This window comes from Herminiimonas glaciei (assembly GCF_042664955.1).
GTDB lineage: Bacteria > Pseudomonadota > Gammaproteobacteria > Burkholderiales > Burkholderiaceae_D > Oxalicibacterium > Oxalicibacterium glaciei.
In genome coordinates, this window is sequence record NZ_JBHTBU010000001.1 from 1,037,428 (window position 1) to 1,055,917 (window position 18,490).

22 protein-coding genes are annotated in these 18,490 nt (G+C 56.4%); 11 read left to right on the plus strand and 11 right to left on the minus strand.

Features of this window, described 5'->3' with window-relative positions; translation table 11 throughout:
- Window positions 1–22 precede the first annotated feature (22 nt).
- The gene (locus tag ACFQPC_RS04505) at window positions 23–925 is read left to right on the plus strand and encodes a LysR family transcriptional regulator (protein ID WP_382270396.1); all 903 of its coding nucleotides are present in this window, start codon (window positions 23–25) and stop codon (window positions 923–925) included.
- A gap of 18 nt (window positions 926–943) precedes the next feature.
- Here ACFQPC_RS04505 and ACFQPC_RS04510 read toward each other — a convergent pair whose 3' ends face one another.
- Window positions 944–1,900, minus strand: coding sequence for an AraC family transcriptional regulator (locus ACFQPC_RS04510; protein WP_382270397.1), 957 nt, complete (start codon window positions 1,898–1,900; stop codon window positions 944–946).
- 125 nt (window positions 1,901–2,025) lie between these two features.
- Between ACFQPC_RS04510 and ACFQPC_RS04515 the strand changes: the two genes are divergently transcribed.
- The gene (locus ACFQPC_RS04515; protein ID WP_382270398.1) at window positions 2,026–3,255 is read left to right on the plus strand and encodes an MFS transporter; all 1,230 of its coding nucleotides are present in this window, start codon (window positions 2,026–2,028) and stop codon (window positions 3,253–3,255) included.
- A 110-nt stretch (window positions 3,256–3,365) separates the two neighbouring features.
- Window positions 3,366–3,971, plus strand: coding sequence for a class I SAM-dependent DNA methyltransferase (locus tag ACFQPC_RS04520; RefSeq protein ID WP_382270399.1), 606 nt, complete (start codon window positions 3,366–3,368; stop codon window positions 3,969–3,971).
- Between the two features lie 86 nt (window positions 3,972–4,057).
- Here the strand turns inward: ACFQPC_RS04520 and ACFQPC_RS04525 are convergent, their stop codons facing one another.
- Window positions 4,058–4,378: a PepSY domain-containing protein gene (locus ACFQPC_RS04525; RefSeq protein ID WP_382270400.1), complete on the minus strand. Its 321-nt coding sequence runs from the start codon at window positions 4,376–4,378 to the stop codon at window positions 4,058–4,060.
- A 120-nt stretch (window positions 4,379–4,498) separates the two neighbouring features.
- Between ACFQPC_RS04525 and ACFQPC_RS04530 the strand changes: the two genes are divergently transcribed.
- From ACFQPC_RS04530 to ACFQPC_RS04540, 3 genes are read left to right on the plus strand one after another with little or no spacing between them, the layout of a single operon-like run.
- A complete protein-coding gene (locus ACFQPC_RS04530) occupies window positions 4,499–4,801 on the plus strand; it encodes a PepSY domain-containing protein (RefSeq protein WP_382270401.1) in 303 nt (100 codons plus the stop codon).
- A gap of 12 nt (window positions 4,802–4,813) precedes the next feature.
- Window positions 4,814–5,479, plus strand: coding sequence for a response regulator transcription factor (locus ACFQPC_RS04535; RefSeq protein ID WP_382270402.1), 666 nt, complete (start codon window positions 4,814–4,816; stop codon window positions 5,477–5,479).
- Window positions 5,476–6,852 (plus strand): sensor histidine kinase, encoded by a 1,377-nt coding sequence (locus ACFQPC_RS04540; RefSeq protein ID WP_382270403.1) that lies wholly within the window; start codon window positions 5,476–5,478, stop codon window positions 6,850–6,852. Before ACFQPC_RS04535 ends, ACFQPC_RS04540 begins: the two co-directional genes overlap by 4 nt.
- Window positions 6,853–6,860: 8 nt before the next feature.
- Here ACFQPC_RS04540 and ACFQPC_RS04545 read toward each other — a convergent pair whose 3' ends face one another.
- Window positions 6,861–7,544: a TetR/AcrR family transcriptional regulator gene (locus ACFQPC_RS04545; protein WP_382270404.1), complete on the minus strand. Its 684-nt coding sequence runs from the start codon at window positions 7,542–7,544 to the stop codon at window positions 6,861–6,863.
- A 104-nt stretch (window positions 7,545–7,648) separates the two neighbouring features.
- On the opposite strand from ACFQPC_RS04545, the gene ACFQPC_RS04550 reads away from it, so the two are divergent.
- Window positions 7,649–8,800: an FAD-dependent oxidoreductase gene (locus ACFQPC_RS04550; RefSeq protein WP_382270405.1), complete on the plus strand. Its 1,152-nt coding sequence runs from the start codon at window positions 7,649–7,651 to the stop codon at window positions 8,798–8,800.
- 32 nt (window positions 8,801–8,832) lie between these two features.
- Here ACFQPC_RS04550 and ACFQPC_RS04555 read toward each other — a convergent pair whose 3' ends face one another.
- The gene (locus tag ACFQPC_RS04555; RefSeq protein WP_382270406.1) at window positions 8,833–9,759 is read right to left on the minus strand and encodes a LysR family transcriptional regulator; all 927 of its coding nucleotides are present in this window, start codon (window positions 9,757–9,759) and stop codon (window positions 8,833–8,835) included.
- A gap of 100 nt (window positions 9,760–9,859) precedes the next feature.
- Here ACFQPC_RS04555 and ACFQPC_RS04560 point away from each other — a divergent pair, with 100 nt between their 5' ends.
- Entirely contained in the window at window positions 9,860–10,828 is a 969-nt protein-coding gene (locus ACFQPC_RS04560) for a tripartite tricarboxylate transporter substrate binding protein (RefSeq protein ID WP_382270407.1), read from the plus strand.
- A gap of 99 nt (window positions 10,829–10,927) precedes the next feature.
- A complete protein-coding gene (locus tag ACFQPC_RS04565; protein WP_382271871.1) occupies window positions 10,928–11,593 on the plus strand; it encodes a class I SAM-dependent methyltransferase in 666 nt (221 codons plus the stop codon).
- Between the two features lie 9 nt (window positions 11,594–11,602).
- On the opposite strand, the gene ACFQPC_RS04570 is transcribed toward ACFQPC_RS04565, so the two are convergent.
- Window positions 11,603–12,883 carry an MFS transporter gene (locus ACFQPC_RS04570; RefSeq protein WP_382270408.1) on the minus strand — a complete coding sequence of 427 codons (1,281 nt, stop codon included), beginning with the start codon at window positions 12,881–12,883 and terminating at the stop codon, window positions 11,603–11,605.
- A gap of 57 nt (window positions 12,884–12,940) precedes the next feature.
- Complete coding sequence (locus tag ACFQPC_RS04575; RefSeq protein ID WP_382270409.1) at window positions 12,941–13,534, minus strand: TetR/AcrR family transcriptional regulator; 594 nt, start codon at window positions 13,532–13,534, stop codon at window positions 12,941–12,943.
- 188 nt (window positions 13,535–13,722) lie between these two features.
- On the opposite strand from ACFQPC_RS04575, the gene ACFQPC_RS04580 reads away from it, so the two are divergent.
- Window positions 13,723–14,280, plus strand: a complete 558-nt coding sequence (locus tag ACFQPC_RS04580; RefSeq protein ID WP_382270410.1) for a flavin reductase family protein — start codon at window positions 13,723–13,725, stop codon at window positions 14,278–14,280.
- Between the two features lie 15 nt (window positions 14,281–14,295).
- Here ACFQPC_RS04580 and ACFQPC_RS04585 read toward each other — a convergent pair whose 3' ends face one another.
- The 4 genes from ACFQPC_RS04585 to ACFQPC_RS04600 form a co-directional block, all read right to left on the minus strand.
- Window positions 14,296–14,544: a hypothetical protein gene (locus ACFQPC_RS04585; RefSeq protein WP_382270411.1), complete on the minus strand. Its 249-nt coding sequence runs from the start codon at window positions 14,542–14,544 to the stop codon at window positions 14,296–14,298.
- 218 nt (window positions 14,545–14,762) lie between these two features.
- Window positions 14,763–15,272, minus strand: coding sequence for a DUF1993 domain-containing protein (locus tag ACFQPC_RS04590; RefSeq protein ID WP_382270412.1), 510 nt, complete (start codon window positions 15,270–15,272; stop codon window positions 14,763–14,765).
- A 66-nt stretch (window positions 15,273–15,338) separates the two neighbouring features.
- Window positions 15,339–15,977 carry a tRNA-uridine aminocarboxypropyltransferase gene (locus ACFQPC_RS04595; RefSeq protein WP_382270413.1) on the minus strand — a complete coding sequence of 213 codons (639 nt, stop codon included), beginning with the start codon at window positions 15,975–15,977 and terminating at the stop codon, window positions 15,339–15,341.
- A gap of 15 nt (window positions 15,978–15,992) precedes the next feature.
- Window positions 15,993–16,916 (minus strand): LysR family transcriptional regulator, encoded by a 924-nt coding sequence (locus ACFQPC_RS04600; RefSeq protein WP_382270414.1) that lies wholly within the window; start codon window positions 16,914–16,916, stop codon window positions 15,993–15,995.
- A gap of 136 nt (window positions 16,917–17,052) precedes the next feature.
- Between ACFQPC_RS04600 and ACFQPC_RS04605 the strand changes: the two genes are divergently transcribed.
- Window positions 17,053–17,802 (plus strand): 3-oxoacyl-ACP reductase family protein, encoded by a 750-nt coding sequence (locus ACFQPC_RS04605; RefSeq protein WP_382270415.1) that lies wholly within the window; start codon window positions 17,053–17,055, stop codon window positions 17,800–17,802.
- A 75-nt stretch (window positions 17,803–17,877) separates the two neighbouring features.
- Here the strand turns inward: ACFQPC_RS04605 and folE are convergent, their stop codons facing one another.
- A complete protein-coding gene (gene folE / locus ACFQPC_RS04610; protein ID WP_382270416.1) occupies window positions 17,878–18,474 on the minus strand; it encodes a GTP cyclohydrolase I FolE in 597 nt (198 codons plus the stop codon).
- Window positions 18,475–18,490 lie beyond the last annotated feature (16 nt).

Genomic DNA, 18,490 nt, shown 5'->3' on the forward strand with positions numbered 1-18,490 from the left:
CTCTTATGAACTTGGTGCATAAATGAAAAGAGATGACTTAAGTGACCTGGCTGCTTTTGCGACAGTGGCGGAAGAGGGTAATTTCACCCGCGCCGCAGCCCATCTCGGGATGTCGCAATCGGCATTGAGCCATGCAATCAAGGCGCTGGAGCAACGCATAGGCTTGCCCTTGCTGACCCGTACTACGCGCAGCGTGTCGACTACCGAAGCCGGCGAACGCCTGTTGCGCACCTTGCGCCCGGCGCTCGATGGCATCACGGCGGAACTGGCGAGCCTGAGTGATCTCAGCGAAACACCACGCGGCGCGGTCAGGATCACGACCGATCAGATTGCCGCACGCTGGCTGATCCAGCCGGTGCTGGCCCGCTTCGTCGAGCAATATCCAAACATTACGGTGGAAGTAAATAATGACGACGGCCTGACCAACATCGTTGCCGATCGTTTTGATGCGGGGGTGCGTTTGGGGGAGTTGATCGAGCAAGACATGATTTCAGTGCGCATAGGACCCGACGTCAAGGTTGCCATCGTTGCGTCACCGGCCTATCTGGCAAACCGTAGTTTGCCCTTGTCACCACAGGATTTGAAAAATCATCTTTGCATGAACTACCGCCTGGCGACTGCGGGCGGACTGTATGCGTGGGAATTCACCAGGAACGGTCGCATGATAGAAGTTCGGGTAGATGGCCCGCTGATCTTCAATGACTGGACGCTATCGTATGCCGCAGTGCTGGGAGGTGCGGGCATAGGTTATTGCTTCGAACATCAGGTTGAACAAGACATCGCCGATGGCCGTCTCGTACGCTTGCTGCAAGACTGGTCACCGACCTTCCATGGTTACCATTTGTATTTTCCTGATCGACGCCGTACACCGGCGCTCAGCGCGCTGATCGATGCATTGCGCTACGAAAATCTGCCTGCTCGCTAAGAGCAGCTTTGTTCTCGCTTAGCCGGCCCGTGCCTCGCTCGGCGGATGACCAATGATGCGCTTGAACGCGCGACTGAACGAAGCTTCCGAATCGTAGCCGAGGCGACTGGCGACGGTAGCCATACGCATGCCTTCATGCGCGATCCAGTGCCGGGCCTGGAACATCTTTACGCGTGCCACGTACTTGGCAGGTGTTTCGCCGACCGCATTGGAAAATTTTTCCACGAAGCTGGAGCGCGACGCGCCCATGACAGCGGCCAGTTCAGCCACCGACCATTCGCGTTCCGGTTGATTGTGGATGGCGGCCAGCACACGACCAATTTGCGGACAGCGCACGGCGGCAATCCAGCCGCTAGCACCGCTGGACGCGCATTCCACCCACGCCCGTATGATGCTGGCAGCCAGCACGTCAGCCAGGCGCGCCAGGATGCCGCAAGCACCGATGCGATCGAGTGCAATTTCGCGCTCCATTGCTTCCAGCATGACAAGTACGGCAGGATCGCGCTGCGCCAGGTCACAGGCGCGCATCACATCCGGCATCATCGCCAGCAGCGGATGTAATGGATCCAGGTTGAAACGCATCATGCCGCAAAACAATATGTGCGCAGCTGTTTCATCGTCAGCGACAACTTTGTGTGATGATTTCTCGTCATTTACCAGGAACAGGTTTTCCGACACCACAGTGCGCGCCAGCGCATCGACATCTATCGTCGGGACTTCGGGTGAGCTTGCCAGTACATGGAAGGTGCTGCGCGGCAAGAGCAGGGCGTCGCCGGGATTCAGGCGCATCCAATCGGTTGTCTGCGTACGTATCCAGCAATGTCCTTGCGCGATGAAATGGAAACTTGCTTCCCGTTTCGGCGGAAAGGCAATCGCCCACGGTTCGTGCATTACGCAGCGGCCGTATTCAACGCCGTCGAGTCGTAGCCCGAGCAGGATTTCCGTCAGGGTGTCGCGCGTATCCTTGGGATCCATGTTTGTATCCTTCACACTTTCCATTAATGATTTGGACGAATAGTCATGATATAGGATTTTAATGACATGGAAAGTCCAAGTTGGCGCTTGTAAACTGCGTTCTCTACAATATTTTGAGAATCGTAATGAATGACGCTACTTGCGCTGAATGTCCTGATCCCCAATTCGCGGCTGGTGCCGGTGATACAAGCACCAGCGCTGCGGGTAGCGCCAACTGGGCCGGTATCACCAGCCTGGCACTCGGTGTCTTTGGCCTTGTCACGGCTGAATTCCTGCCGGCCAGCCTGCTGACCGCCATGGCTACCGATCTGGGTGTTTCCGACGGTGCCGCTGGCCAGGCTGTTACTGCGACGGCGCTGGTCGGGGCCGGTGCCGCGCTGACGATACCTGTTTTCACCCGTAACTTCGACCGCAAGCGTGTGATCCTGACACTGACTTTGTTACTGGTACTGTCAAATGTACTCGCGGCGACCGCAGAAAACCTTTCCGTATTGCTGGTCTCACGTGTGCTGCTGGGCATAGGGCTGGGCGGATTTTGGTCGATGGCTGCCGCGCTCGCAATGCGCCTGGTGCCGGATAACTTGTTTGCACGGGCGATGTCATTCATCCTCACCGGTGTTTCAGTCGCCACCGTAGGCGCGGCACCGATCGGTGCTTACATGGGTAACTTGTGGGGCTGGCGCAGTGCCTTTGTTGCTGCAGGCATCGTGAGTGTCATCACGCTGATCGTGCAACTCTTCGCGATTCCGTCATTGCCGCCGAAGGACAACCCGAGCCTGAAAGTACTCTTCGAACTGCTACGCCGCACCAATGTAAGGGTTGCCTTGTTTGCCGTGCTGCTGGTCATTTCCGGACACTTCGCAGGATTTACTTACATCCGTCCATTGATGGAAAACATAACGCATCTGTCAGTCAGCGCCATCTCGGCAGTCTTGCTTGGTTACGGCGTCGGCGGTTTCTTCGGTAATTTTGCCGGTGGCTTCATTGCTGAACGCAGCGAGCGCTACGCTGTGGTGTTTGGCGGGACACTTATCGCCGTGTTGGCGGCTACCCTGTGGATCGCCGGCAGTTCGGCCATCGTGGCGGCGGTAGCGATTGCACTGTGGGGTTTTGCCTTTGGTGCATTCCCGGTCGGTTTCCAGACCTGGATCGTGCGGGCCGCACCGGACCAGGCAGAAGCGGCGGGCGGCCTGATGGTTGCTGCATTCCAGATTGCGATTGCCAGCGGTGCCATCGGTGGCGGCATACTGGTAGATCATGTAGGCGCGCTTGGCGGTCCGATTTTTGCCACCATTGCACTGACGCTGGGCACCTTGCTCACATTACGTTACGGTCCGCGTACGGTACGGGCGTGATGAGTGATGTTGCGGCGAGCAAATTAACGCTCGCTGTAACTCCTCTTTAAGTAAATCATGAGGCAGAATGTTCGCTTACTTCATTAATGATCATGAACGATTGCTGAACGATGCCGCTAACTACTACCGCATTGGCCTACGATGGAATCGCAGAACGTTGGCTCGACAAACACTTTGATCCGAGTAACGGATTAGCTCAGCACGAACGGGCATTGCGTTTTCTTGGTGCTGAAGGTGAAGGATGGGCGCTGAACGTAGGTTGCGGCTGCAATACGCGATTTAATTCCCTGATGCGTGCCCATCATTTGCACATTGAAGGCATCGATGTATCCAGACGCATGATAGAGCTGGCGAGGGAAGCCGACCCAACGCTAAGCCTGCACCATGCGGATGTATGCGCGTGGCAACCGCCGCGGACTTATCGCTTCATCACAGCGTGGGACAGCATCTGGCATGTCGCTCTCAAGGATCAGCGTCCATTGATGCTGAAGCTTATGCATGCGCTGGATGCCGGTGGTGTATTTCTCTTCACTGCAGGCGGGCTAGACGCCGAGAGCGAACACGTCGATGCTTATATGGGGCCTGAACTCAATTACAGTACTCTTGGCATCCCGGGTCTGCTTAAGGTAATTGATGACGCCGGCTGTATATGCAGGCATCTTGAATTCGACCAATATCCGCAGAAACATCTTACCGTCATCGTGCAACGGCTTTGAGTTGGCAGGGATGAAGAGGGGGGCAGACCCGGATTTCAAACCCCTCGGCACAGTCCCGTACAGTGCAATTTTTCTGTCATGTGCGTTTAATCCCTTTTTATTTCGCGCGCCAGTACTTCACCGCTGCGCCTATCCAGCATCATTTTCACTTTGCGATGCTGGCTGTCATAAGCAGTTACCTTGAGCAACAGACCACGCACTTCCGCTTTGGTGATTTGTAATCCTTGTGCGGTGACGCGGCGCTCGAGTTCCTCGTAGCTGAGTGTTTTGGCGGTCGGAATTGGCGTCAGTGTGTTTGCGCTTGTAATCGGCGCTGGTTGTGCCGCCACCGGCCCGGCTTGTACCGCAAAGGCAAGGGCCGCTATGATGGCTACGATGACGGTGAATTTGATTACGTTCTTGTCCATTTGGGAACCTCGTTGAATGACTGCCGGATTGGCAACTCCCGTTATACGCAAGGCTTGCTGACATCCACCTCGCAGGCGGCGTCAGCTAAATGTCAGCTAGCGTTTCTATATACTGTTGTCATGCTGAAAAAAATCTTCTTCCTGATGCTCGTCCTGATGCCGGTCGGATTGCCCTTGGTGGTGTCGGGCAAGGACAAGGATCACGATGTCGCCTATGAGGCCTTGCAACGCGGCCAGATTTTGCCCTTGTCGAAAATCCTGGCGCAAACCGCGACACAGGTGTCCGGTGAAGTGATCAAGGTGGAACTCGATAGCAAACGGCTGGAATACAAGCTCAAAGTCTTGAGTGCCAATGGCCAAGTACGCAAAGTGCGGGTGGATGCGCGCAACGGTACACTGCTGAGCATCAAAGATGATGATTGAAAGAGATCACTGATGAGAGCCTTGCTGGTAGAAGATGATCCGGATGTCGGTCAGCATGTATACGAAGCGCTGCAGGAAGCAGGTTTCGTGGTTGACTGGTCGCGCGATGGCAATGACGCCTGGTTCAAAGGCGATGTAGAAGAGTTCGATGTCGCAATCCTTGATCTCGGTTTGCCGCAGCTTGATGGCTTGTCAGTACTCAAACGCTGGCGCGCTGCCAAGCGTACTTTCCCGGTCCTGATCCTGTCGGCACGCAGCAACTGGGCCGAAAAGGTCGAGGGCATAGAAACCGGGGCCGATGATTATTTGGGCAAGCCTTTTGAAATTGCCGAGTTAATTGCGCGTACGCGTGCGCTGGTACGTCGCGCTGCAGGCCATGCCGATCCGGTCCTGACTTGCGGCGCACTGACGCTGGACACCCGGCGCATGACCGCGACTGTCGATAAACAGCCGGTTCGTTTGTCACCACTGGAATTCCGGTTTTTCTCCTATCTCGCACATCAGCCGGGCAGGCCGGTATCGGCCGGGGAACTGGCCGAGCATTTATATGGCGATAGCGACGGTGTCGATACCAACGCCATCGAGGCACTGGTGTTGCGCATGCGGCGTAAATTCGGTGCAGACCTGATCGAAACACGTCGCGGTTTCGGTTATATGCTCGCAGGATCAGGCGATTGAGAGCGCATTCACTACGTTTACGGCTGTTGCTGGCGGCGGCTTTCGCGGTCCTGGTCGCGATGCTGATCGCCTGGTTCGTGATGACCTGGCTATTCGCCCGGCACATCGAACGACGTGTGGCGATGGAACTGGAAAATGAAGCGATTATCCTGCTGGCCGACCTGAAACTGAGTCCGCAGCAAGAGCCGCAGGTAGATGAAGCTCCGGCAAATCCCCGTTTCAACCTGCCTTCCAGCGGCTTGTACTGGCAAGTCAGTAACGCCCAAGGCATGCAGCGTTCACGTTCACTCTGGGATGAATCGCTGCCCTTGCCTGAACCCTTGCCGCCACTGAGTGCCTGGCGCACGCGCAGCGTTGATGGCCCTTTCGGTCAGCGCTTGTTCCTGCTGGAGCGCAGCATCTCGTTATCTGCTGGTAGCCAGCCCATCCTGTTGCAACTGGCGCAAGACAAGGTCCTGCAATATGTTGCGCGTAAGGAGTTTGGCCGCGACCTTGGTCTGTTTCTCGCGATACTTGGTGCGGTATTGATTGCCGCCGCGGCCTTGCAGGTGAGCGTCGGGCTGAAACCTTTACGAAAATTGCGACACGAGTTAATACGTTTGCAAAACCATCCTGCGTCACGCCTGACCGATAGCCATCCGCGTGAAATCGCACCATTGATCGATGCCATCAACCGCCTGGCCGATGCACGCGAAGCCGATCTGACCCGCGCCAAACGCCGCGCTGCCGACCTGGCGCATTCATTGAAGACGCCGCTGGCAGCACTGGAAGCGCAGAGCAACCGCGCCCGTGCGGCTGGTGCCAGCGAAGCTGCAGACGGCATTGAACATGCAATCAGTGCGATGACGGCGGCAGTCAATGCAGAACTCGGCCGTTTGCGCGTGGATACGGTGCGCAACCAGCTCTACACCAGCGCTGCTTCACCACAAGAGGCAGCGGAACAAATTGTCGGCGTGATAGAACATACGGCGATAGGCGAGTCGCTGGTATTCGATGTCGATATCCCGCCATCATTGCGTGTGCCGGTACCGCTCGACGACCTCAAGGAATTGCTGGGTGCCTTGCTGGAAAATGCGGCGCGCTTCGCCCGCCGACGGGTCTGTATGCAAGGTCAAATGACTGCGGCTGGCAAGGTAGAGCTGATCATCGAAGATGATGGACGCGGTGTGGATGCGGTGATACTGCATACGCTGCAGCATCGCGGCAAACTGGATGAAGCCGGCCCCGGTCATCAAGGGCTGGGCCTGATCATTGCGCGTGAACTGGTCGAAGCAACCAATGGCCAGATACAGCTCACGCACAGTGCGCTGGGTGGTTTGAAAATAGTCCTGAGCTGGCCGTCGGCGTCGCGTGCCGATACGGCTCAAACCTGAGCATAGCCTTAGTTCGTGTTGCGGCCTGAGTCTATGCCACTCAGTATGAGATCGATACCGGCCAGGAAATCCTTGCGGTCATCGTGCGCCAGCAAGTAGCTCGCCATGCTGCGTGTGTATGGATAGTTTGCCGGGTCGAGCTGCGACCATGCAGCAGATACCCCATCCAGCAGCTCTGATCTCCTGACTTCCCCGCTGCGGGCGAGCAGGGTGTTTGCAGCGTTTTGTGCGCCGACACCAAGCATGTAGTTCAACAAGGCAGATACCGTCGCCCACTGCTTCGACTTCGGTACACCGAGGGCGTCTACATGTGGCCCGACGCGTTCCAGTATGCGCACGATGGGCATTTTTCCGCCGGCGCGTATGAGTGCCGAGCCTGCCCATGGGTGTGCTTCCATCATGTCGAATATGCCCAGCGCAAGCTTGCGGATCCCGGACTTCGGTGTCGTGTCTCTTGCCTGTGCGTCTACCGTGCGTGCCACGATGGCATCGCAAGCGGCTGTCAACAAATCACTTTTGTCGGCGATATGCCAATAGATGGCGCCGGGGCCGGTGGCGAGTTTTTCCGACAGGGAACGGAAGGTCAGTCCGCTTTCTCCCGTGCTATCCAGTATTTCTATTGCAGCTTCAATGATGCGTTCGCGGGAGAGGGATTCATCGCGTCGCTGAGTGCCCTGTGTTTTTTTATTCATACCGTATCTTGACACAAGTGGAACGATGTTCCAATATAATGGAATGACGTTCCACAAAGGCTGGGGGATTTACTTTGGCCGATGTCATAAATGAAAGAAGCAGAATGAATACCAAAGTAACTATTATCGGCGCGGGCCTCGGCGGCCTGATGCTGGCGCGGGTGCTGCACGTACACGGCATAGACGCGACGATTTATGAAGCGGAAGCTTCAGTCCATGCCCGCAAGCAGGGTGGTTTGCTTGATATCCACGAGTACAACGGCCAACTGGCGCTCAAGGACGCAGGTCTCTATGACAAATTCATCGGGATCATCATCAATGGTGCGGACGCAAAGCGCGTGGTCGACCAGGCCGGCACTATCCTGTTTGATATGCCCGATATCGGAAACGGCAGTCGTCCTGAAGTTGATCGTGGGGATTTACGCCGCATCCTGCTGGAATCACTGCCGGCCGATACGATACGCTGGGGCTACAAAGTGACAGCCGTCACTGCACTCGGGAATGGGCGCCACGCAGTATCGTTCGCGAACGGGGAGCAGGTCATTAGTGATTTGCTCGTCGGTGCCGACGGTGCCTGGTCGCGCGTTCGTCCCCTTGTTAGCGATGCGAAGCCCGGATATACCGGCACTTCATTTATCGAGACACATCTTTTCGCTGGTGACAACGGACACCAGGCCGGTCTGGAAATCGTAGGCGGCGGTACCTTGATGGCGACTGCGCCGGGCAAGGGCATCTTCGCGCATCGCAATGCGGACAGCAGTTTGCACATGTATATCGCATTGAATAAAGCGGAGGAGTGGATCGCCGGTATTGATTTCTCCGCTCCGGCAACGGCCATGGCGCGTGTCGCGCAGGAATTCGACGGCTGGGCAGCGCAACTGATCGGACTGATTACCGGTGGTGCCAGCCTTCCTGTAGTGCGACCTATACATATACTCCCGGTTGGGCAGCGCTGGGAGCGCGTAGCAGGCGTGACCCTGCTGGGCGATGCGGCGCACCTGATGTCGCCCTTCGCCGGCGAAGGGGCCAATCTTGCATTATTCGATGGTGCGGAATTGGCGAAGGCGCTGATTGCTCATCCTGACGATGTCGAAGCGGCGCTGCTCGCATATGAAAAGGAAATGTTCCCGCGCAGCGCGACTATTGCGGCGGAATCGGCTCGCAATATGCACATGTTTTTCGATGATCGCGCACCGCAAGGCGTGCTGGACCTGTTTAGCAGCATAGGTGCGGAGCGTGCGGCTACAACGTCTTAAGATATGCCGCGCGTTTGATCTGCTGACTGTAGTCACCAGATTATCTTGTCTGCTTCAGTCCGGTCGCGTCGGTGGCCTTCGAATGTTTTCAGCATGAAGTCGACCAGTGCACGGGTTTTTGCCGACAAGTGATTTTTAGTCGGGAACACGATGTAAACATCCGCGGGGGGAAGCTTCCATTCCGCCAGGATGACCCGGAGCCGGCCCGAGCGGAGATAGGGGGCGATGTCCCATTCAGAGCGCATGACGATGCCATGTCCATCCAGTGCCCAGGTGGTTGCGCATTCGCCGTCATTGGCACTCAAGGTGCCACGCACCTTTACCGTTTCTTGTTTGTTGCCGGAGCTGAAGTGCCAGCTACCGTATATCTCATCGCTTTCCCGCAGCAGGATGCAATTATGGTTTTGCAGGTCACGCGGGACGAGGGGAATGCCGTGCTTTTTCAGGTAAGTCGGGGACGCACATACCAGGCGACGATTGTCGGCGATCTTGCGCGCAGTGAGTCGCGCATCCGGTAACTGACCGAAGCGGATATCGGCATCCAGGCCTTGCTCGACCAAGTTGACCGGCCTGTCCGTCAGGTGCAGTTGTACTTCCACGTCCGGATATTCACGGGCAAACGCAGAGAGTTGCGGCGTAATGTGGCGTCGGCCAAAACCGAAGGTCGCGCTGACTTTCAACAAACCTTTGGCAGTGATATTGCCGCCGGATATGCGTTGTTCCAGCGCTTCGAGTTCGGTGACCAGGCGTGCACCGTCGGCCAAATAAATTTCTCCTTCCGGGGTCAGGCTGATGCGTCGTGTGGTGCGATTAAGCAAACGTACGCGCAGGCGACTTTCGATCGCGGCGAGTCGCTTGCTGACCGAGGGCGGTGTGACCCCCAGTTCCTGTGCTGCTGCAGCGAGGCTGCCACGTTTGACCAGCAAGGCAAAAAAGGCCAGATCCGAGATACCGTCCATTGATTCCTAAAACGACCGAATGAATTAATTGTGCGGAAATTATATCTGCTGCGATTACGAATAGCATCTGGTCTCAGACAAAAAACAAATCGGAGACAACATGAAGCTTCCTATGCTTATCGCGGCGGTCTTGCTACCGCTGGGCCTGAGTGCCTCATTTGCGCATGCAGATAACTATCCGGCCCGGCCGATCCGGCTGATCGTGCCGTATGCCCCGGGCGGTAGCGCCGACATCGTCGCGCGTCGTATATCCGACGAGTGGGCCAAGGCACTCGGTGGCGGCATGTATATCGAAAACAAGGCGGGTGCAGGCGGCAATATTGGCGTGGATGCGGTCGCCAAAGCGGAACCGGATGGCTATACGATAGGTTTGCAGACAGTGTCGCTGGCGATTAATCCGTCGATCTTTGCCAAGATGCCGTACGACACCCTGAAGGATTTGGCGCAAATCAGTACGGTCGCCACTTCGCAGCATGTATTGGTGGTCAATCCAAACTTTGCGGCGAAGAATACGAAGGACCTGGTGGCGCTGGCCAAGGCAAATCCGGGCAAGTTTAATTACGGCTCAGCCGGTAGCGGCAGCACCTTCCACATGGCGGCGGAATTGTTCAAGTCGGTTGCCGCCGTGGACATCACCCACGTGCCATACAAGGGCGGCGGCCCGGCATTGATCGACACCATTTCAGGCCAGGTTGATATGTGTTTTCCGGTACTTTCTGCCGCGACACAACATGTCAAAGCCGGCAAGTTGAATGCGATCGGCGTCACCGGGCCGAAACGCTCGCCACTGATGCCGGATGTACCGACACTGGCGGAGTCGGGCGTGCCGGGGTATAGCTTCGAAACCTGGTTCATCGTCTTTGCTCCCGCAGCGACGCCGAAACCGCTGATCGACAAGCTCAATGCGGCCCTGGTGAAGGCCTTGAACGGTCCGGTCCTGAAAGAAAGGATGATCAAGGAAGGCTTTGATCCCGACCCGTCGACGCCTGCCGAAGCAAAAGCGAAGTTGGTGAAAGAATTGGCCCTATGGTCGAAGCTGGTCAAGGAACGCGGTATTACGGCGGAGTGATGTAATGGTCGGCTGTATTTGAAAAAGATTCCGGCACAGACCTGGTGCCGGAATTGGTGGATACTCATGGTAGACGCGGCAATGATTTAAACTGTGCCGATCAGCACATATCCACCATGGAGCAGCAAAATTTCAGCCGACAAACTCAGCGCACAAGACCTGGCGCACATCAGCGACCTTACGCTGGATCACTATAACCAGCGTGCCGCAGACTTTTGGGCAGGGACGCGCACGCATGATGTCAGCCAGAACATCCAGGCGCTGCTGACGCATATCCAGGTCGCCGCACCATACACCATACTCGACCTGGGTTGCGGTCCGGGACGTGACCTGAAGACTTTCAAGGAACAGGGACATCACGCGGTCGGCCTCGACGGTTCGGCCGAGTTTGTGCGGATGGCGCGGGATTACGCGCAGTGCGAGGTGTGGCAGCAAGATTTCCTGCAACTCGATTTGCCTGCCGAACATTTCGATGGCGTGTACGCCAATGCTTCCTTATTCCATGTGCCCAGCCAGGAGTTGCCGCGCGTATTGCAGCAGCTATACGCGACGCTGAAGCCGGGTGGCGTGCTGTTCAGTTCCAATCCGCGTGGACAAAATGAAGAAGGGTGGAACAGGGGACGTTATGGTGCCTACTACGAGCTGGAAAGCTGGCGCGCGTTCATGACGGCCGTCGGGTTTGTCGAGCTGGAGCATTACTACCGGCCGGCCGGGCTGCCGCTTGAGCAGCAGCCGTGGCTGGCCACGATCTGGCGCAAAACCTGAGCCTTTACGCTAAGTAGTGGCCCGCACCGGTTTCTTTATCATGAAGACGATCACCGCGGCGAACAGGCAGGCGATACCCGCTGCGTACAGCGCCGGTGTGTACGCCATCAGGATGGTGCGCGACAGGCCGGCACCGTAAGCGGCAAATGCGCCACCGATCTGATGCGCGGTAAAGATCCAGCCAAAGACCATGCCGGCCCTTTCCTTGCCGAATTCGGCACCTGCCAGTTTCACCGTCACCGGTACCGTTGCAAACCAGTCCAGTCCGTAAAACATCGCGAACAGCGACAAGCCATACAAAGTGAATTCCGAATGTGGCAGCCAGATCAGGGACAAACCACGCAAACCGTAATACCAAAACAGCAGTTTGCGGTTGTCATAGCGGTCGGACAGCCAGCCGGAAAGAATGGTGCCGATGAAATCGAAAGCGCCCATCATCGCCAACACGCTGGCAGCAGGAATCGCCGCCATGCCGTAATCACCGCACAGTGATACGAAGTGGGTCTGGATCAGGCCGCTGGTGCTCAGGCCGCAAATAAAGAAAGTACCGGCCAACACCCAGAAAGTGCGATTGCGCGATGCGCTGCGCAAGACGCGGAAGGGTTCCATCATCGTCATTTGTGCGGTGGCCGGCAATGGTGGCGGTTCGCTGCCCGGCGCTGCGCCATAAGCAACTGCGCCCACATCATGCGGCCGGTCACGTACCAGCAGGAAGGCCAGTACCGCTACCGCTGCACAGCACAGGAAAACCGGGATCACCGACATGCGCCAGCCGTAGTTCTGGATCAGCCATGCGCCGAACGGCAGGAAGATCAATTGACCGGTCGCCGAGCTGGCGGTCAGCAAACCGAGTACCAGGCCGCGACGTTTTTCAAACCAGCGATTCGCCACCACGGCACCCAATACCAATGCCGTCAGGCCGGTACCGGTGCCGAGCAACAAGCCCCACAGCAGGAACATTTGCCACAGCTCGGTCATCATGGTCGAGAGTGCCAGACAGGCGGCTACCAGTACCAGCGCGATGGTGATGACCTTGCGCAAGCCGAAGCGTTCCATGAAGATCGCGGCGAACGGGCCGATGAAACCGAATAGTACGTAACGCACGGCGACTGCCGATGAAATCTGGTCATTGCTCCAGCCGAATTCCTTGCTCAATGGTTGCAACAGGACGCCGGGCAAGCCCAGCGCGGCCGACGATGTCAGCATGGTGAGGAAGGTAATCGCGACGATCACCCAAGAGAAATGTATTCCTCGGCGGTCCAGCCAGGTTGACAGCGATTGAGCGTACATAAGAATCCTATCGTTGGATCTATGGGAGAAAGGGAAGTAAATTCAGGCAGTAAAAACTCAGGCCGCAATGCCACCGAGCAATTGCTCGCGGGCGACAGCCAGTAATTCATTTGCAATCGGATAGCCTTCGGTGGCGCGTGCCAGCGCCATCGAGCCGACCATCATGCTCCATTGCGCGAGTGCGGTCTTGCGGCGCACGGCAGGGTCCGGCGATGGACATAGCGCGGCAAGGATTTCGACCAGCTCTTCGGTACCGGCCATATACGCGGCACGTACCGGTTTATCCAATGCTTCGCGCGCGACGTCGGTGGTCAGGGCGGCGCCCGGACAACCATTGCCGACATCGCGGACTTTTTGCGAAGACAGGTAGCCGTCGATGATGGCGTACAGCGCCTGCTGTTCATCCGATTTGCCTGCCATGCGCTGTTGCCAGCGTTCCGATGCTTCGCTGAAAGCGGTGGCACAGGCGACTGCGGCCAATTCATCCTTCGATGAAAAGTGGCCATAGAAACCGCCATGCGTAAGGCCGGCGGCGGCCATCAAATCGGCGACGCTGACGCCGTTGAAGCCTTTTTCGCGGAATAGCTTGGAAGACGCTTGTTCGATGGCGGTGCGGTTGAGGTCGGTTTGTTCCTTGGATACGCGTGGCATGATGGCACCCTGCAAAATTGATTAAATCGAATAATAGATGACGATCATCATAAATGCAATAGATGTTGGTCATCATCTAAAAAGTGTCTGAAATAGGCAACTGACGGGTAATGGTTGCGCCAGCTAGGCAACTTAAAGTCGGGCAGCGGGTCTGTCCATCATCGTCGCTGACACAAGGTGGTGTTGCCATGAAGATCTATCAAAAGACAGATTTACCGGTCGTGGAGATCCGCCGCTACCTGGAACCGGGTCCCATCGTCTTGCTTACTTCGCACTGGAAAGAGCAAAACAACGTCATGACCATGGGTTGGCATACAGTAATGGAGTTCACGCCTGCACTGGTCGGTTGCATTATTGCCGGCGGCAACCATAGTTTTGAAATGATCAGGCGCAGCCGCGAATGCGTGATCAATATCCCCAGTGCGGAATTGATAGACACCATCGTCGGCATCGGCAATTGCTCGGGGGCGGAAGTCGATAAGTTTGAAAAATTCAATTTGCTGGCAGCCAAGGCGAATAAGGTGAAAGCGCCGTTGCTACCGCAATGCTTTGCAAACCTCGAATGCCGCTTGCACGACCAGAGCATGGTCGGCAAATACAGCTTCTTTATCTTTGAAGTGGTGAAGGCGCACATCGCGAGCCGGCCAGGCTGTCCGGCCATGGTGCATTACACCGGGGATGGTGTCTTCCGTGTGTCCGATAAAACCATCAGTCGCAAGGCCGGCTTCCTGCCGCAAAACCTGTAAGGCCGTCGGCCTGTGTCAAAAGTCGGTCCAGGTGCTGCGATCGTCGCCCGGATCGGTTTCACTCCGACGCCGTATCGCTTCCATGATCAATGGTTCGGCCTCCTGCCAGCGCTGCATGATCATCGGATCGTCTGATTCGCAAAAGAGCGCACTAAACAAATGATTGTCGACGGCGTACATATTGAAGAGTGCGGTATTGATGATCTTTGAATAGAAACGTTGCGTTTCCATATCCATATCGGCAAACATTTTCCTGTCGCTCATGGCAATCTCCCGCACAGAGATGAGTGGTTGTTGCACTTCATTATATGCAGCCGTGCCGTAAGCGATACTTTTTTATGCCCGTGCGCATCTAATCCGTTGCTTAATGGCAGTTGCACGATGGCTGTTACCGGATGAACAGCTGCAAACAAGCCGCAAATGAAAAAAGAGCAAACATCGCTGTTTGCTCTTTCTGTCGCGAAACAAAGATTGCCGGCTGATTAATAGGCGCCCATGTAATCGCGCTTGCCGATTTCTATGCCGTTATGGCGCAGGATGGCGTAAGTGGTGGTGACGTGGAAAAAGAACTGCGGCAAACCGAAGCTCAGCAAATAAGCCTGGCCGTTGAATTTTTTCTCTTTTGGTGTGCCCGGGCGCAAGACGATTTCGCGTGCTTCCTGGCCATCGATTTGTTCAGCGGCGATGCCATCGATGAACGCCAGGGTTTTGCTAATCAATGCCTGCAGGTCGGCAAAGCTTTTTTCGCTATCGTCGAACTTCGGTACTTCCAGGCCGGCCAGGCGCGCCGAAACGCCGCGCGAGAAGTCACAGGCGACTTGTACCTGGCGCAGCAGCGGGAACATGTCCGGGAACAGGCGGGCTTGCAGGTAGGCTTCCGGCGCGATGCCTTTGGCAGTTGCGTATTCGTCGGTCTTTTTGAGGACATCGCTGACGCTATTGAGCATTTGCTTGAAAACAGGAACTGAAGCGGCGTAGAGGGAGATGGTCATGTGACTTCCTTGGGTGAATGGTGACGTGATTATAGGCAGGATTGCAAAGCTGCGTCGGCCGCCACTTTATTCGCCGGTTTTTGGGTGGTAAGCCTGCTGTTGTGCAACAAATCCATCGAAGGCGGCCAGCAACGGCAGATACTTGTCCGCGTCATGTTCCAGTTGCATGAGCGCATGGCAGGTCGCTTCAAAAGATGAAAGCTGTTCGGGTTTGTGCGCCTTGCGTATGGCGTAAGCCGAGGCAGGTGGATCGGCCAGCGGCAGGCGCGGCAATTGTTGCAGCAAGGGATTCAGGTACAGCATCTTGCGGCTTTTACGCCAGGTTCCATCCAGTACCACCAGCCGATATCTGTCCTTGCTGGCCTGTTCCGGCCACGGTGGCGGCAAGGCCAGCAGGGAGTCGGCGCTGGTATCCGGGTAGAGCAGGACGGGGTTGATTAGCCGGTCATCGGAACTGCCATCGAAGTCTTCGTATAGCAGGCGATGCAACTCATCTGCCGCAAATGTTTCACCCACGGCGAGACGGCTGTGCGGCAAGCTCAGGTGCAGCAGGCGCGCACTGTTCTTCGCATTGCCTGTTTCGAGCGGATGCTGCAGGAACAGGACTTCCACCTCATGCTCGACGGTCTTGATCCAGTGACAGATGCAAGCGCTTTGCGCACGCAGGCAACGGTTGCAGGATGGACGTTTGGCGACTACTGGCATGGCTTCCTGTTGGGTTTAAAAGGCGGAAAAACGTCGGGCGAATTTTTCGCTGCGGAAGTGTTCAACCACATAGTCGACAAACACACGGGTTTTTGCGGGCAAGAGTTTTTGTGCCGGGAAGTATAACGAGAGTGTGCCCATATCGACATACCAATCGGGCAGGACACGTTTCAATAGTCCGTTTTCCAGATAGCGCAGCGCATTCGGCATCGATACCAGCGCGATACCCAGCCCGCTTTGCGCCGCTTCGCAGGCTGCATCAGGATCACTCATCGTCATGCGTACGCGCATTGCCACTGGTGCCTGCTCATTGCCCTTATTGCGCAGCGACCATGGTCGTATGCGTCCGGTTTGCGGCGAGCGTATGAAGACGCCATCGTATTGCGCGAGGTCGGCAGGCGAGCCGGGCGGAGTGCGCGTATCAAAGTAATCCGGTGCAGCAACCAGTACGCCGTGGCTCGGTGCCAGCGTGCGTGCCACCACGCCGGGCGGCAATTCGAAGCCACCGCCCAGCGCCGCGTCAAAACCTTCGGCAATCATATCCACACGACGGTTATCGAAATGCCAGTCCGGCGTGATCGCCGGGTAGCGGGTGAGGAAGTCGCGCAGTAGCGGCAAGATATAGGTACGGCCAAAACCCGTGCCCATGCTGATCTTGAGCGTGCCGGCCGGTTGTCCGTCGGCGCTGGCCAGGTTGGCGACCGCAGACTGGATGACGGCCAGTCCGCCGCCGACTTCTGCCAAAAAGCGTACACCGGCTTCGGTCAGCGTCAGGCTGCGCGTACTGCGCTGGAACAGGCGTACACTCAGGTTGGCTTCCAGTCGCGCCACATTTTTACCCACAGCTGCTGAAGTCAAACCCAGTCGCCGTGCGGCTTCCGAAAAGCTTCCCGCCTCTGCGCTACGCACAAAGCACTCTATGCTGCTCATGGTTTCCATATGTGCACCTTAAACTTTTAGTATCAACAGATTATAGTGATTGCTATCTATTCACAACATAATCATTGTTCGATACTGGCTCCGTGCTGTTTTTAATGGCTTACCCCTTTATTGATACTTTTACGGAGAAAAAATCATGTCGAATACCAATCAACTCACAGGCAAAGTCGCTTTCGTCCAAGGCGGTTCCCGCGGCATCGGTGCCGCCATTGTGAAACGCTTGGCGCGTGACGGCGCTGCCGTCGCCTTTACTTATGTCAGTTCCGCCGATAAAGCGAAGGCAGTGGCACAGGAAATAGAAGCCGTCGGCGGACGTGCACTGGCTATCCATGCCGACAGCTCAGATGCTGGTGCGGTACAACAGGCGATACAGGCAGCAGCCAAGGCTTTCGGCCGCATCGATATCCTCGTCAACAATGCCGGCGTACTGGCATTGGCACCGGTGGAAGATTTCAAACTGGAAGACTTTGAACGCACAGTCGCGGTGAATGTACGCAGCGTATTTGTCGCGACGCAGGAAGCGGCGCGTCACATGGGCGACGGTGGTCGCATCATCACCATCGGCAGCACGAATGCCGATCGCATGCCGTTTGCCGGTGGCGCAGTGTATGCGATGAGCAAAGCGGCCATCGTGGGTTTGACCAAAGGCCTGGCACGCGACCTCGGTCCACGCGGCATTACAGTCAACAATGTGCAACCTGGTCCGGTCGATACCGATATGAATCCTGCCAATAGCGATTTCGCCGATACCCTGAAAGGTTTAATGGCGGTTGGCCGTTACGGCAAGGATGAAGAAATCGCCAGCTTCGTTGCTTACCTGGCCGGTCCTGAAGCGGGCTACATCACCGGTGCCAGCCTGACGATAGATGGTGGTTTTGGCGCTTAACATTATTGCGTAAATGAAAAAGGCCTGCACATGATGCAGGCCTTTTTGTATGCGGCTGACAAGTGTTAACGCCGCTCAGTTTTTCTCGCGTGCCAGCATCAGGAATTCATTGCGCAAGCCTAGGTTGGTGCGCATTTCACCCAACAATGCCGATGTCACGGTTTCTTCACCCGGCGTACGGATGCCGCGGCTTTCCATGCACATATGGCGGCAGCGGATGACGACACCTACCGATAAAGGCTGTACATGTTCCATTAGCGTATCGGCGATTTGTATCGTCAGGCGTTCCTGTACTTGCAGGCGTTTGGCAAAGCAATCCACCAGGCGTGTCAGTTTGGACAGGCCGACGATCTTGCCATTCGGCGTGTAACCGATGGTGGCAGTGCCAAAGAAGGGCGCCAGGTGATGTTCGCAATGGCTGTAGACGGGGATGCCGCGTACCACGATTAATTCATTGTATTGCTCGGCGCCATCTTCAAAGACCTTGAGGATTTCTGCCGGATCCTGGTCGTAACCGGAGGTCCAGTGCTTCCACGCTTTTTCCACGCGCTGTGGTGTTTCGCGCAAACCCTGGCGATCTGCGTTTTCGCCGAGATGGGTCAGTAAACGACGCCAGTCTTCCGTGGAGAAGTCGTCGGGTTGTGCCGGATCTGTATGTGTAGGCTGTTTCAATGTCGCTCCATCTGCT

Coding starts and splice junctions, on each gene's coding strand:
- ACFQPC_RS04505 (WP_382270396.1), top strand. CDS start 23: ATGAAAAGAGATGACTTAAGTGACCTGGCTGCTTTTGCGACAGTGGCG.
- ACFQPC_RS04510 (WP_382270397.1), bottom strand. CDS start 1,900: ATGGATCCCAAGGATACGCGCGACACCCTGACGGAAATCCTGCTCGGG.
- ACFQPC_RS04515 (WP_382270398.1), top strand. CDS start 2,026: ATGAATGACGCTACTTGCGCTGAATGTCCTGATCCCCAATTCGCGGCT.
- ACFQPC_RS04520 (WP_382270399.1), top strand. CDS start 3,366: ATGCCGCTAACTACTACCGCATTGGCCTACGATGGAATCGCAGAACGT.
- ACFQPC_RS04525 (WP_382270400.1), bottom strand. CDS start 4,378: ATGGACAAGAACGTAATCAAATTCACCGTCATCGTAGCCATCATAGCG.
- ACFQPC_RS04530 (WP_382270401.1), top strand. CDS start 4,499: ATGCTGAAAAAAATCTTCTTCCTGATGCTCGTCCTGATGCCGGTCGGA.
- ACFQPC_RS04535 (WP_382270402.1), top strand. CDS start 4,814: ATGAGAGCCTTGCTGGTAGAAGATGATCCGGATGTCGGTCAGCATGTA.
- ACFQPC_RS04545 (WP_382270404.1), bottom strand. CDS start 7,544: ATGAATAAAAAAACACAGGGCACTCAGCGACGCGATGAATCCCTCTCC.
- ACFQPC_RS04550 (WP_382270405.1), top strand. CDS start 7,649: ATGAATACCAAAGTAACTATTATCGGCGCGGGCCTCGGCGGCCTGATG.
- ACFQPC_RS04555 (WP_382270406.1), bottom strand. CDS start 9,759: ATGGACGGTATCTCGGATCTGGCCTTTTTTGCCTTGCTGGTCAAACGT.
- ACFQPC_RS04560 (WP_382270407.1), top strand. CDS start 9,860: ATGAAGCTTCCTATGCTTATCGCGGCGGTCTTGCTACCGCTGGGCCTG.
- ACFQPC_RS04570 (WP_382270408.1), bottom strand. CDS start 12,883: ATGTACGCTCAATCGCTGTCAACCTGGCTGGACCGCCGAGGAATACAT.
- ACFQPC_RS04575 (WP_382270409.1), bottom strand. CDS start 13,534: ATGCCACGCGTATCCAAGGAACAAACCGACCTCAACCGCACCGCCATC.
- ACFQPC_RS04580 (WP_382270410.1), top strand. CDS start 13,723: ATGAAGATCTATCAAAAGACAGATTTACCGGTCGTGGAGATCCGCCGC.
- ACFQPC_RS04585 (WP_382270411.1), bottom strand. CDS start 14,544: ATGAGCGACAGGAAAATGTTTGCCGATATGGATATGGAAACGCAACGT.
- ACFQPC_RS04590 (WP_382270412.1), bottom strand. CDS start 15,272: ATGACCATCTCCCTCTACGCCGCTTCAGTTCCTGTTTTCAAGCAAATG.
- ACFQPC_RS04595 (WP_382270413.1), bottom strand. CDS start 15,977: ATGCCAGTAGTCGCCAAACGTCCATCCTGCAACCGTTGCCTGCGTGCG.
- ACFQPC_RS04600 (WP_382270414.1), bottom strand. CDS start 16,916: ATGGAAACCATGAGCAGCATAGAGTGCTTTGTGCGTAGCGCAGAGGCG.
- ACFQPC_RS04605 (WP_382270415.1), top strand. CDS start 17,053: ATGTCGAATACCAATCAACTCACAGGCAAAGTCGCTTTCGTCCAAGGC.